This is a genomic window from Pseudomonas palleroniana (assembly GCF_003031675.1).
GTDB classification, from domain to species: Bacteria; Pseudomonadota; Gammaproteobacteria; order Pseudomonadales; family Pseudomonadaceae; genus Aquipseudomonas; species Aquipseudomonas palleroniana.
Map to the genome: position 1 here is coordinate 22257 of NZ_PYWX01000044.1, position 13281 is coordinate 35537.

At 59.2% G+C, this 13281-nt stretch carries 13 protein-coding genes; 2 read left to right on the plus strand and 11 right to left on the minus strand.

Features of this window, described 5'->3' with window-relative positions:
- Positions 1 to 65 precede the first annotated feature (65 nt).
- The 5 genes from C9383_RS14890 to C9383_RS14910 all read right to left on the minus strand — a co-directional run bounded on the left by C9383_RS14890 (position 66) and on the right by C9383_RS14910 (position 5711).
- Positions 66 to 1160 (minus strand): polyamine ABC transporter substrate-binding protein, encoded by a 1095-nt coding sequence (locus tag C9383_RS14890; RefSeq protein ID WP_090368107.1) that lies wholly within the window; start codon positions 1158 to 1160, stop codon positions 66 to 68.
- 173 nt (positions 1161 to 1333) lie between these two features.
- Positions 1334 to 2428 (minus strand): polyamine ABC transporter substrate-binding protein, encoded by a 1095-nt coding sequence (locus C9383_RS14895; RefSeq protein WP_090372294.1) that lies wholly within the window; start codon positions 2426 to 2428, stop codon positions 1334 to 1336.
- Between the two features lie 182 nt (positions 2429 to 2610).
- Positions 2611 to 3975, minus strand: a complete 1365-nt coding sequence (locus C9383_RS14900; protein ID WP_090368105.1) for an aspartate aminotransferase family protein — start codon at positions 3973 to 3975, stop codon at positions 2611 to 2613.
- A gap of 58 nt (positions 3976 to 4033) precedes the next feature.
- Positions 4034 to 5392 (minus strand): glutamine synthetase family protein, encoded by a 1359-nt coding sequence (locus tag C9383_RS14905; RefSeq protein ID WP_060753539.1) that lies wholly within the window; start codon positions 5390 to 5392, stop codon positions 4034 to 4036.
- 79 nt (positions 5393 to 5471) lie between these two features.
- A complete protein-coding gene (locus tag C9383_RS14910) occupies positions 5472 to 5711 on the minus strand; it encodes a hypothetical protein (RefSeq protein WP_090368103.1) in 240 nt (79 codons plus the stop codon).
- Positions 5712 to 5989: 278 nt separating this feature from the next.
- Here C9383_RS14910 and C9383_RS14915 point away from each other — a divergent pair, with 278 nt between their 5' ends.
- Complete coding sequence (locus C9383_RS14915; protein ID WP_010207341.1) at positions 5990 to 7366, plus strand: glutamine synthetase family protein; 1377 nt, start codon at positions 5990 to 5992, stop codon at positions 7364 to 7366.
- A gap of 222 nt (positions 7367 to 7588) precedes the next feature.
- Complete coding sequence (locus C9383_RS14920) at positions 7589 to 8218, plus strand: TetR/AcrR family transcriptional regulator (protein WP_060753542.1); 630 nt, start codon at positions 7589 to 7591, stop codon at positions 8216 to 8218.
- 112 nt (positions 8219 to 8330) lie between these two features.
- Here C9383_RS14920 and C9383_RS14925 read toward each other — a convergent pair whose 3' ends face one another.
- The 6 genes from C9383_RS14925 to ssuE all read right to left on the minus strand — a co-directional run bounded on the left by C9383_RS14925 (position 8331) and on the right by ssuE (position 13004).
- Positions 8331 to 8546 (minus strand): TOBE domain-containing protein, encoded by a 216-nt coding sequence (locus C9383_RS14925; RefSeq protein ID WP_003213899.1) that lies wholly within the window; start codon positions 8544 to 8546, stop codon positions 8331 to 8333.
- 28 nt (positions 8547 to 8574) lie between these two features.
- Positions 8575 to 9381, minus strand: a complete 807-nt coding sequence (gene ssuB, locus C9383_RS14930) for an aliphatic sulfonates ABC transporter ATP-binding protein (protein WP_090368101.1) — start codon at positions 9379 to 9381, stop codon at positions 8575 to 8577.
- Complete coding sequence (gene ssuC, locus C9383_RS14935) at positions 9378 to 10166, minus strand: aliphatic sulfonate ABC transporter permease SsuC (protein ID WP_060753544.1); 789 nt, start codon at positions 10164 to 10166, stop codon at positions 9378 to 9380. The genes ssuB and ssuC overlap by 4 nt, the downstream gene beginning before the upstream one ends.
- 9 nt (positions 10167 to 10175) lie before the next feature.
- Positions 10176 to 11324, minus strand: a complete 1149-nt coding sequence (gene ssuD, locus C9383_RS14940) for an FMNH2-dependent alkanesulfonate monooxygenase (protein ID WP_090368098.1) — start codon at positions 11322 to 11324, stop codon at positions 10176 to 10178.
- Positions 11325 to 11349: 25 nt separating this feature from the next.
- Positions 11350 to 12318: a sulfonate ABC transporter substrate-binding protein gene (locus C9383_RS14945; protein ID WP_090368095.1), complete on the minus strand. Its 969-nt coding sequence runs from the start codon at positions 12316 to 12318 to the stop codon at positions 11350 to 11352.
- Positions 12319 to 12410: 92 nt separating this feature from the next.
- Complete coding sequence (gene ssuE / locus C9383_RS14950; protein ID WP_060753547.1) at positions 12411 to 13004, minus strand: NADPH-dependent FMN reductase; 594 nt, start codon at positions 13002 to 13004, stop codon at positions 12411 to 12413.
- Positions 13005 to 13281 lie beyond the last annotated feature (277 nt).

The window sequence follows — 13281 nt, forward strand, 5'->3', positions numbered from 1 at the left end:
TTGCGAAACTCCCAACAAAGTTTTCTGTTCGACCAATACGGACGAAACCTTGGATAGTTTGAGCCTTACTTGCCCGTCTTGACCTTGGTCCAGCTACGGGTCATCAAACGCTGCACTTTCGGGGGTAACTCGAAGTTGACGAATGTCCGGTCGAGAACCGCCTGCGGTGGGTAAACCGCTGCGTCAGTGCGTATCGATTGCTTCATCAGCTTGTCCGCCCCTGGGTTAGGGTTGGCATAACCGACGACATCACTGACCTGGGCGATCACCTCAGGTTGCAGTAAATAGTTGATGAAGGCGTGGGCCTCCTTGACGTTGGTGGCGTCCTTGGGGATCGCCAGCACGTCAAACCACAGGTTGCCGCCTTCTTTCGGAATCACGTAGGCAATGTTCACGCCCTTGTCCGCTTCAGCCGCGCGAGATCTGGCCTGGAACACATCGCCGGAGAAGCCTGCCGCCACGCAGATGTTGCCGTTGGCCAGGTCGGAAATGTATTTGGAAGAATGGAAATAGGTCACGTAGGGCCGCACTTTGAGCAGCTTTTCTTCGGCCTTCTTGTAGTCTTCGGGGTTGGTGCTGTTAGGGTTCAAGCCCATGTAGTTGAGCACCGCCGGCAGCATTTCATCCGCCGAGTCCATGAACGATACGCCGCAAGTGGCCAGCTTCTTCATGTTTTCCGGTTCGAACAGCACGGCCCAGGAGTCAATATGATCGACGCCGAGCACTTCCTTGACCTTGTCGACGTTGTAACCGATGCCATTGGTGCCCCACAGATACGGCACTGCGTACTGGTTACCCGGATCGTTCTTTTCCAGACGCTTGAGCAGCGCCGGGTCAAGGTTGGAATAGTTCGTCAGTAAAGACTTGTCGAGCTTCTGGAACGCCCCGGCCTTGATCTGCTTGCCGAGGAAGTGGTTGGACGGCACGACCACGTCGTAGCCGGTGCGCCCGGCCAGCAACTTGCCTTCCAGGGTTTCGTTGGAATCGAACACGTCATACACGGGCTTGATGCCGGTAGCCTTTTCGAAGTTGGCCAGCGTGTCGGTACCGATGTAGTCCGACCAATTATAAATATGCACAGTCGGGGCGGCCTGCACGCTGACAGCCAGCGTGATACCTGCACCCACCAGCAAGGCTTTGCGAAATAAAGAAATTGGCAAGTGGAGGTCCTCTTAAATAGTTGGGCCCAAAAGTTGTTGCCCGGCAACAAAACCGGCGCGCAACTTACCCTCGATAAACCGATCCGGCAAAACTTTCTGTCATTTAAATGTGTGGGAGCGGGTTATGTGGGAGGGAGCAAGCCCCCTCCCACACTCCCCTCCGGCCTTGAGGCTTATTTACCGGATTTGATCTTGGTCCAGCTGCGTGTCATTTCACGCTGGGTCGCAGCCGGCAAGTCAGCAATGGCGTAGAGCTTGGCCTGCACATCGGCTGGTGGATAGATGCCTGGGTCGCTGGTGATTTCCTTGTCGACCAGTGCGGTAGCCTTCTCGTTACCGTTCGGGAAACGCACGCTGTCGGTGATCGCAGCCATGACCTCCGGCTTGAGCAGGTAGTTCATGAACTTGTAGGCGGCGTCGACGTTTTCGGCATCTTTAGGGATGGCGACCATGTCATAGAAGCTGCCTGCACCTTCTTTCGGAATATCGTAGGCCACCTTGACCTTGCCGCCGGCTTCGGCCGCACGGGACTTGGCCTGCTGGATATCACCCGAGTAACCCACGGCGACGCAGATGTTGCCGTTGGCCAGGTCCGAGATGTACTTGGACGAGTGGAAGTAGCTGATCGACGGACGGATTTTCAGGAACAGGTCTTCGGCTTGCTTGAGCTGTTTTTTATCCTGAGTGTCGGTTGGCAGGCCCAGGTAGTGCAGAGCCACCGGCAGCATTTCGGTCGGCGAGTCGAGGAAGCTCACGCCGCAGCTCTTGAGCTTGGCAATGTTTTCAGGCTTGAGCAGCACGTCCCACGAATCGATCTTGTCCACGCCCAGCGCGGCCTTGACCTTCTCCGGGTTGTAGCCGATGCCGATCGAGCCCCACATGTAAGGGAAGGCGTGCTTGTTGTCCGGGTCGCTGACCGACACGGCTTTAAGCAGGGATTTGTTCAGGTTGTCGTAGTTGGACAGCTTGGACTTGTCCAGCTCCTGGTAGACACCGGCCTTGATCTGCTTGGCGAGGAAGTTGTTCGACGGAACGACGATGTCGTAGCCGGACTTGCCTGCCAGCAGCTTGGCTTCCAGGGTTTCGTTACTGTCGAAAACGTCGTACACCACTTTGATGCCCGACTCTTTTTCAAAGTTGGCGATGGTGTCCGGTGCAATGTAGTCAGACCAGTTGTAGACGTGCAGCACTTTATCGTCTGCCTGGGCCGCACCCGCCATTGCGCCCATCAGGGACAAGGCGAGGAGAGTCTTGCCAGCGTTCTTCAAACCTAATGCCTTCATTATGGTGATGCTCCAATTTTTCTTTTTTGGGCCACGTTCTTTTATGTTCGGCGGCCCTTCCGGAGGGCAACAAAACAGGGGGACAGTCTGGCAAGTTCAGGGGCCGGCTTTCAACCAAGGCCCCTACATTTATAACTGCTCAGTGAACCGCGTACTGAGCCTAGCACTTAGCCCTGCAATGCCGCCAAAGTCAGGTCCAGGCACGTCCGCGCCTTGGTCACCAGTTCGTCGATTTCGGCCTTGCTGATCACCAGCGACGGCGAAATGATCATGGTGTCACCCACGGCGCGCATGATCAGCCCGTTGTTGAAGCAGAAGTTGCGGCAAATCATGCCCACGCCTTTGCCTTCATAGCGCTTGCGGGTGGCCTTGTCCTGGACCAGCTCGATCGCACCCAGCATGCCTGCACCGCGAACTTCACCCACCAACGGGTGGTCAGCCAGTTCCCTCAGACGTTTCTGCAAATACGGTGCCGTTTCTTCGTGCACGCGATCCACGATTTTTTCATCGCGCAGGATGCGGATGTTTTCCAGGGCCACCGCCGCAGCCACCGGGTGGCCGGAATAGGTGAAACCGTGGTTGAAATCACCCCCTTCGTTCAACACGGCAACTACATCGTCGTGCACGATCAGGCCGCCCATGGGCACGTAGCCCGAGGTCAGGCCCTTGGCGATGGTCATCATGTGCGGCTTGAGGTCATAGAAGTCGCTGCCGAACCACTCACCGGTACGGCCGAAGCCGCAGATCACTTCGTCGGCGACAAACAGGATGTCGTACTTGGCCAGGATTTCCTTGATGCGCGGCCAGTAGGTATCCGGCGGCACGATCACGCCACCAGCGCCCTGGATCGGCTCGGCAATAAAGGCACCGACGTTGTCCACGCCCAGCTCCAGAATCTTCTCTTCCAGCTGGTTGGCGGCCCAGACCCCGAACTCCTCGGGACTCATGTCGCCGCCTTCGCCAAACCAGTAAGGCTGGGCGATGTGGGTAATGCCCGGGATCGGCAAGTCGCCCTGTTCATGCATATACGTCATGCCGCCCAGGCTCGCGCCGGCCACGGTGGAACCGTGGTAGCCGTTCTTGCGGCTGATGATGACTTTTTTGTTCGGTTGGCCCTTGATCGCCCAGTAGTGGCGGACCATGCGCAACATGGTGTCGTTGCCTTCGGAGCCGGAACCGGTGAAGAACACATGGTTCATGCCGGCCGGTGCAATGTCGGCAATCACCTTGGCCAGTTCCAGTACCGGTGGGTGAGCCGTCTGGAAGAACAGGTTGTAGTAGGGCAGCTCTTTCATCTGCTTGGCGGCGGCGTCGGCCAGCTCATCACGACCGTAACCGACCGCCACGCACCACAGGCCGGCCATGCCGTCGAGGATCTTGTTGCCTTCGCTGTCCCACAGGTAAACACCGTGGGCTTTGGTGATGATCCGTGGGCCCTTCTCTTTCAATTGCTTGAAATCGCTGAACGGCGCCAAGTGATGATCGCTGCTCAAGGCTTGCCATTCACGGGTTTGCGGGTTGTTGCTGGACATACCAATCTCCTAGACTTTTCAGTGAAGGGCGCGCTGTTCCCACAGTGCGCCCGGGGCGTCAGACGGCGAAGAGCAGGAATTCCCGCTCCCATGAACTGATCACGCGCTTGAAGTTTTCATGCTCGGCCCGCTTGACCGCGACGTAGCCTGTGATGAATTTGCGACCCAGGTATTTCTCGATGGTCTTGCTGTTTTCCATGCGTTCCAAGGCATCTTCGATGGTCAACGGCAGGCGCAGGTTGCGTCGCTCGTAACCACGGCCCACCACGGGCGCGCTTGGGTTATGGCCTTCGACCATGCCGATGAAGCCACACAGCAAACTGGCGGCAATGGCCAGGTACGGGTTGGCGTCGGCACCCGGCAGGCGGTTTTCCACGCGGCGGTTCTGCGGGCCGGCATCCGGCACACGCAAACCGACGGTGCGGTTTTCTTCGCCCCATTCCACGTTGACCGGCGCCGAGGTGTCGGGCAGAAAACGGCGGAACGAGTTCACGTTGGGGGCAAACAGCGGCAGCAATTCAGGGATGAATTTCTGCAGGCCGCCAATGTGGTTGAGGAACAGTTGGCTCATGGTCCCGTCTTCATTGGAGAAGACGTTCTTGCCGGTGGCGATGTCGATGATGCTCTGGTGCAAGTGCATCGCGCTGCCGGGCTCGCCGGTCATCGGCTTGGCCATGAAGGTGGCGGCCACGTCGTGCTTGAGCGCGGCTTCGCGCATGGTGCGCTTGAACACCAGGATCTGGTCGGCCAGGGACAGGGCATCGCCATGACGGAAGTTGATTTCCATCTGCGCGGTGCCGTCTTCATGGATCAGGGTGTCGAGGTCCAGTTCCTGCAGTTCGCACCAGTCGTAGACATCTTCGAACAGCGGGTCGAATTCGTTGGCCGCTTCTATAGAGAAGGACTGGCGACCGGTTTCCGGGCGGCCGGAACGGCCAATCGGCGGTTGCAGCGGGAAGTCCGGGTCTTCGCAGCGCTTGGTCAGGTAGAACTCCATCTCCGGCGCCACAATGGGCTGCCAGCCTTTATCGGCATAGAGCTTGAGGACTTTCTTGAGTACGTTGCGCGGCGACAGCTCGATCGGGTTGCCTTGCTTGTCGTAGGTGTCGTGGATCACCTGGGCGGTCGGCTCAATGGCCCAAGGCACCAGGAATACGGCGTTCTGGTCGGGGCGGCAGATCATGTCGATGTCGGCCGGGTCGAGCAATTCGTAATAGATGTCGTCTTCGACGTAGTCGCCGGTGACGGTCTGCAGCAGCACGCTCTCGGGCAGACGCATGCCTTTCTCGGCGATGAACTTGTTGGTCGGCGAGATCTTGCCCCGGGTGATGCCGGTGAGGTCGCCAATCATGCATTCGACTTCTGTGATCTTGTGGTCTTTCAACCAATCGGTGAGCTGGTCGAGGTTGTTACTCATAAATGCCTCTGGGCTGGGTTTCCTGACATCCATTAAAGGTCAGGCGTTGGTTGACGCAGCATCCGCGTCGCTTTTTCGTTCAAGGTAGGAGCTTACCCGTCATTTGCTGCTGCGTTGCATTCCTCAGGCCAAAGTTGTGCAGAATCATGATCGGCAGCGTGGACGGCAGCCGGTCAGTCACAGTTGAGAAGGCAAAAAGGAGGTCGGACAGGCCGTCAAGAATATTGGCCGGTACGCGGGCATTCACGCGGGGTGAACGGACTGCGGACAACGCCTGGCGCAAGCAGGCAAAGACGCCGAATGGCGGCAGGTGAAACATGAAACACCCCGGTATTATTGCTGTTATGGGTTTGAATCGAGCTTAGCCTTGTTCATTTTTTTACACAACACCCCCGTAAAAAATACAACACGGCCCGCTCAAGCCTGCGAGTCCCAAGCCCTTCAAACCCAAAAAACCGCCCCAAAAAGCCCCAAAAATGCCCTCGCGGCGCTTTTTTAGGGCGAAAAATGCCTCGCTTGACTTCGGCATGCCGTTCGGGTTGACTGAAACCAGAAAAGATCAATGATTGATATTTTTAACAACAAAGGTGTTGCATCATGTCGGTACCCCCGCGTGCCGTTCAGCTTAACGAAGCGAACGCGTTCCTTAAGGATCATCCTGAGGTTCTGTACGTAGACCTTCTAATTGCGGATATGAATGGTGTGGTGCGCGGCAAGCGCATCGAACGCACCAGCCTCCACAAGGTTTACGAGAAGGGCATCAACCTGCCTGCCTCTTTATTTGCCCTGGATATCAACGGCTCGACGGTGGAAAGCACCGGCCTGGGCCTGGACATCGGTGATGCTGACCGAATCTGTTATCCAATCCCCGATACCCTGTGCAATGAACCTTGGCAAAAGCGCCCAACCGCGCAACTGCTGATGACCATGCACGAACTTGAAGGTGAACCTTTCTTCGCCGATCCGCGCGAAGTGCTTCGCCAGGTTGTCAGCAAATTCGACGACCTCGGCCTGACGATCTGCGCCGCCTTCGAACTTGAGTTCTACCTGATCGACCAGGAGAACGTGAATGGCCGCCCACAACCGCCCCGCTCGCCGATCTCCGGCAAACGCCCGCACTCGACACAGGTCTACCTGATCGACGACCTCGACGAATACGTCGACTGCCTCCAGGACATTCTGGAAGGTGCCAAAGAGCAAGGCATCCCGGCCGACGCCATCGTCAAGGAAAGCGCCCCGGCGCAGTTCGAAGTGAACCTGCACCACGTGGCCGACCCGATCAAGGCTTGCGACTACGCCGTACTGCTCAAGCGCCTGATCAAGAACATCGCCTACGACCATGAGATGGACACCACCTTCATGGCCAAGCCTTACCCAGGCCAGGCAGGCAACGGTTTGCACGTACACATTTCGATCCTGGACAAGGACGGCAAGAACATCTTTGCCAGCGAGGATCCCGAGCAGAACGCCGCATTGCGTCACGCGATCGGCGGTGTGCTCGAGACCCTACCCGCCCAAATGGCGTTCCTGTGCCCCAACGTCAACTCGTACCGGCGTTTCGGCGCGCAGTTCTATGTGCCGAACTCGCCGTGCTGGGGCCTGGACAACCGCACCGTGGCGATTCGCGTACCGACCGGCTCGTCCGATGCCGTACGTATCGAACACCGTGTGGCCGGCGCCGACGCCAACCCCTACCTGCTGATGGCTTCGGTCCTGGCAGGCGTGCACCACGGCCTGACCAACAAGATCGAGCCTAACGCACCGGTGGAAGGCAACAGCTACGAGCAGAACGAGCAGAGCCTGCCGAACAACCTGCGCGATGCCCTGCGTGAGTTGGATGACAGCGAGGTGATGGCCAAGTACATCGATCCTAAATACATCGATATCTTCGTCGCCTGTAAGGAAAGTGAGCTGGAAGAGTTCGAACACTCCATCTCCGACCTTGAGTACAACTGGTACCTGCATACCGTATAAACGGTTGCTGCGCTGATAACGAACGCTGCCGACTTTGGTCGGCGGCGTTTTTTTATGCGTTTGTGCTAGGACACTGGGTTGGCCTCATCGGGAGCAAGCCCCCTCCCACACTTGAATGTATTCACAAATCAAACTGTGGGAGGGGGCTTGCTCCCGATGGCGGCCTGGAAGACAACACAGATTCCTGCTCATACAATGCCCGCTGCCTTGTAGGAGACGTGCATGACTACCCGCCCCACCGCCCCTCGCAAACCCCGCGCCCGCAGCCAGGCCCGGATTGATGCGATCCTCGACGCCGCCCGCACCTTGCTGGCCGCCGAAGGCGTGGCGAGTCTGTCGATCTACAGCGTGGCCGAGCGGGCACAGATCCCGCCGTCGTCGGTATATCACTTCTTCGCCAGTGTGCCGGCGCTGCTGGAAGCGCTGACCGCCGATGTGCACGCCGCTTTCCGGGCCGCCATCCAGGCACCCATCGAGCATGAGTCACTCAAGCACTGGCGCGATCTGTCCTACATCGTCGAACAGCGCATGCTCGCCATCTACGACCAGGACGCCGCCGCTCGCCAGCTGATCCTGGCCCAGCACGGGCTGACCGAAGTGACCCAGGCCGACCGCCAGCATGATCTGGAATTGGGCGACTTGATGCTCACCGTGTTCAATCGGCATTTCGAGGTGCCGACCTTACCTGCCGATGTGGATGTGTTTGCACTGGCACTGGAGCTGAGCGACCGCGTCTATGCGCGCTCGGTGCATCAGCATGGGCTGATTACGCCGCGCATGGCGGAAGAAGGAATGCGGGTGTTTGACGCGTATGTGGGGTTGTACCTGCCGGCTTACCTGCCCAAGCGTTGAGTTCCGGGGTGGTTGAAAGGGCCTCATCGGGGGCAAGCCCCCTCCCACACTTTGAATCTATTCACCGATCAAATGTGCGAGGGGGCTGCCCCGATGGCGGCCTCAAGAACGATCACAACTTGGCGATCGACACCTCGGTGGATTTCACAAAGGCAATCACTTCACTGCCAATCACCAGCTCCAGCTCTTTGACCGAACGGGTGGTGATCACGGACGTGACGATGCCCGATGCGGTCTGTACGTCAATTTCCGACAGCACATCGCCTTCGACGATTTCCTTGATGGTGCCTTTGAACTGGTTACGCACGTTGATAGCTTTAATAGTCATGGTCTTCTTCCTTCATGGGACAAGTGAGTTATTGAGCCCATCGCAATTGCGTAGGCAGCGGTGAAACAGGTTCCGGTTCCGGCGGCGAGCCAGGCAGCGACAGCACACGGTTGAGCACTTCGGCTTCGAGTGCGGCCAGGCGGTGCAAGCCTCGGGCTCGTGGGCGTGGCAGGTCGACAACGAGGTCCAGGCCGATTTCACCGTCTTCGATCAGGATCACCCGGTCGGCAATAGCCACGGCTTCGCTGACATCGTGGGTCACCAGCAACACGGTAAAGCCGTGCTTGCGCCACAGGTTTTCGATCAGTTGCTGCATCTCGATGCGGGTCAGCGCGTCCAACGCGCCCAGCGGCTCGTCGAGCAGCAACAGGCGCGGCTGGTGAATCAACGCGCGAGCCAGGGCCACGCGCTGCTTCTGGCCACCGGACAAGGCCGCCGGCCACTCATTGGCACGTTCGGCCAGGCCCACTGCGTCCAACGCCTCCAGGGCCTGGGGACGCCAGTTGCCCTTGAGGCCAAGGCCCACGTTGTCGATGATCTTTTTCCACGGCAGCAAGCGCGCTTCCTGGAACATCAACCGCGTATCTTCAATCGCTTCATCAAGCGGCGCGGAACCCGCCAGCAGCTCACCGCCACTGGCTTTGTCCAGACCCGCCAACAGGCGCAGCAAGGTGCTTTTACCGCATCCGCTGCGGCCAACCACGGCCACAAACTGGCCGGCCGGGATATGCAGGTCTATCTCTTTGAGCACTTCCCGCGAACCAAAGGCCTTGCGCAATTTGCGTACCGCCAGCGGGATGCCTTTAAGCAGGCGCGGAGGTTGTTGAGCTGTCATGCCGCACCTCCTTTATTGACTTGGTAAGCCGGGTGCCAACGCAGCCACACACGTTCCAGGCCACGGGCGGCAAGGTCGGCCAGTTTGCCGAGGACCGCGTAAAGCACGATGGCCAGCACCACCACGTCGGTCTGCAGGAATTCGCGGGCGTTCATGGCCAGATAACCGATGCCGGAGCTGGCCGAGATGGTTTCCGCCACGATCAGCGTCAGCCACATGAAGCCCAAGGCGAAGCGCACCCCCACCAGAATCGACGGCAGCGCCCCCGGCAGAATCACCTGACGGAACAGGCTGAACCCGGACAGGCCATAGCTGCGCGACATTTCCACCAGCGCCGGGTCGACGTTGCGGATGCCGTGGTAGGTGTTCAGGTAGATCGGGAACAACGTGCCGAGCGCCACCAGGAAAATCTTCGCCGTCTCGTCAATGCCGAACCACAGGATCACCAACGGAATCAGCGCCAGGTGCGGCACGTTGCGGATCATCTGCACCGAACTGTCCAGCAGGCGCTCGCCCCATTTCGACAAACCGGTGATAAAGCCCAGGGCCAGGCCGATGCTGCCACCGATCAAGAACCCAAGGCCCGCACGCCAGCCGCTGATCGCCAAATGCGTCCAGATTTCGCCGCTGCGCACCAGATTGATCCCGGCTTCGATCACCGCACTCGGCGCCGGCAGAATGCGCGTGGACAACCAGCCCGCCGACACCGACAACTGCCAGATCGCCAACAACAGGATCGGCAGCAGCCACGGCGCGATGCGCTGGCTCAATTTTTCAAGATTCATGGCGCCGCCTCAGCTCTGTGATGCAGCTTTGGGAAGGATGTCGTTGGCGACCATCTCACCGAACGGGCTGACGTAACCGGCGCTTTTCGGCAATTCGGGGCGTTCGATATCTAGGTGCGGGAACAACAGCTCGGCCACCCGATACGACTCTTCCAGGTGGGGATAACCCGAGAAGATAAACGTATCGATACCCAGGTCTGCGTATTCCTTGACCCGCGCCGCTACCGTCGGGCCATCGCCCACCAGTGCCGTACCGGCACCGCCGCGCACCAGGCCGACGCCGGCCCACAGGTTGGGGCTGACTTCGAGGTTGTCGCGACTACCACCGTGCAGCGCGGCCATGCGCTGTTGGCCAACCGAATCAAAGCGCGCCAGGGAAGCCTGGGCACGGGCAATGGTGTCGTCGTCCAGATGGGAGATCAGCTTGTCGGCGGCTTTCCAGGCGTCCTCATTGGTTTCGCGCACGATCACATGCAGGCGGATACCGAAGCGCACGGTGCGCCCAAGCTTGGCGGCCTTGGCGCGTACCTGTTCGATTTTCTCGGCGACGGCAGCAGGTGGCTCGCCCCAGGTGAGCACCATTTCCACCTGTTCGGCAGCCAGGTCCTGGGCCGCTTCGGAGGAGCCGCCAAAATACAGCGGCGGGCGCGGTTGCTGGATGGGTGGGTAGAGCAACTTGGCGCCTTTGACGCTGATGTGCTCGCCGTCGTAATCCACCGTTTCGCCTTCCAGCACGCGGCGCCAGATCCGAGTGAACTCCACCGAGGCCTGATAGCGCTCTTCGTGGCTGAGGAACAAGCCGTCACCGGCCAATTCTTCCGGATCGCCACCCGTGACCAGGTTGAACAGCGCACGACCACCGGACAGGCGATCCAGCGTCGCCGCCTGACGCGCGGCCACCGTCGGGGAAATGATCCCGGGGCGTAGCGCGACCAGGAATTTCAGACGCTGGGTCACGGGGATCAGCGAAGCGGCTACCAGCCAGGAATCTTCGCAGGAGCGACCAGTGGGAATCAGCACGCCGCCGAAGCCCAGGCGGTCGGCGGCCTGGGCCACTTGCTGCAAGTAACCGTGGTCGACGGCGCGAGCGCCTTCGGCGGTGCCAAGGTAATGGCCGTCGCCATGGGTAGGCAGAAACCAGAAAATATTGAGGCTCATGGAGTTGTCTCCTGAAGAAGTCGGATTACGGCGCTTTGGCGACGGCGGCGGGTGGAGTCCAGATCACGTCCTTGATGCTCAAGGGTTTGGGGATCAATTTGAGTTGGTAGAAGCTGTCGGCGATTTTCTGCTGAGCGGCGACCACCGCCGGCGTCAGGAACAGTGCGCCGTAGCCTTGGCGCTTGACTGAAGTCAGGGTGATGTCGGCCGGCAGGCCAAGCAGCGGTGCGACCTGTTCGGTGACCTCCTGCGGGTTGGCCTTGGACCACTCGCCCACCGCACGCACTTCTTCCACCAGCGCCTTGATGACGTCCGGGTGCTGTGTGGCATAAGGCTTGGTGGCGAGGTAGAACTGATGGTTGTCGGCAATGCCGGTGCCGTCACGCAGGGTGCGCGCTTGCAGTTGTTTTTCAGCGGCGGCCTGGTAAGGGTCCCAGATCACCCAGGCATCCACGCTGCCACGCTCGAAAGCAGCACGGGCATCGGCGGGCGGCAGGAATACGGTTTGCACGTCGGTGTATTTGAGGCCGGCGTCTTCCAGTGCACGCACCAGCAGGTAGTGCACGTTGGAGCCTTTATTGAGCACAATTTTCTTGCCCTTGAGCTCGGCCACCGATTGGATCGACGAATCCTTCGGCACCAGGATCGCTTCGCTGGTGGGCGCCGGTGGCTCGTAGGCGACGTAGAGCAGATCGGCACCAGCCGCCTGGGCGAAGACCGGCGGGGTTTCACCGGTGACGCCGAAGTCGATCGAGCCGACGTTCAAGCCTTCCAGCAATTGCGGGCCACCGGGGAATTCAGTCCATTGCACTTGCACGCCCTGGGCGGCCAGGCGCTTCTCGAGGGTGCCCTTGGCCTTGAGCAACACCAAGGTGCCGTACTTCTGATAACCGATCCGCAAGGTCTCGGCCGCTTGAGCTTGAACAATGGCGCCGAAGGACACAGCCGCAGCAAACAGTGCGACCAGACCACGACGCAAGATGACAGTGCGCATGGCGCTCTCTCCAATTTGCGATGAGGGGGTTGGCTGCACCTGCTTGGCCGTTGGCGGCTGAGTAAGGTGAGTACTACAAAAAACGGTACGGCTTAAATGCTCCAGCGAGCACTCAACAAACGTTCATTCAACACGTGGGGGTCCAACGGTTTCGGGCGACGGGCCATGGCGTCGTAGAGTGTCTCCAGGGCCTCATGCAAACGCTGTTCGAGCACGGGCACCAGTTGCGCCTGGGCACTGCCTTCGCCGTAGGCGATCTGACTGTCTTCGGCAAAGATCCCGTGCAGCAATTCCTGGGCTTTGAGGGCCGAGAGCACGGGCTTCAAGGCGTAATCCACCGCCAGCATGTGGGCGATGCTGCCACCGGTAGCCATGGGCAACACGATCTTGTGCGCCAGGGCGCGTTCGGGCAGCAGATCGAGCACGGTTTTCAGCGCGCCGGAAAATGAAGCCTTGTACACCGGCGTGGCGATGACTAGGCCGTCGGCGTTGGCCACTTGCTGCAACAGGTCGATGACTTTGGGGCTGTCGAAGCGGGCGTGCAGCAAGTCTTCGGCCGGGAAGTCCCGTACCTGATAACTCACCACTTCCACGCCTTTTTGCTGTAGCCACTGACGGGTTTTCTCCAGCAAGACCCCAGAGCGGGAACGCTGGCTAGGGCTGCCTCCAAGTGTTACGACCAGCATGCAGGTATTCCTTGAGCAAGTGTCGGCGGTTCGCTGGGTGGCGATTGCGCCAAGATGGGAGAGACCATATCAGCTGATTTATATATCTATAAATCTTATTTTTTCATTTGTTTATTCCATAAATATATATGCAGTCCGTATTTCTCGAGGCGAAAAAAAAGGCCGTCGAAACGGCCTGAAATCCCCTGCTATGTGAGACTTGAAATGCGATTCGACTGTGGGAGGGGGCTTGCTCCCGATGGGGGTGTGTCAGTAGTGGATGTATTGACTGACACAC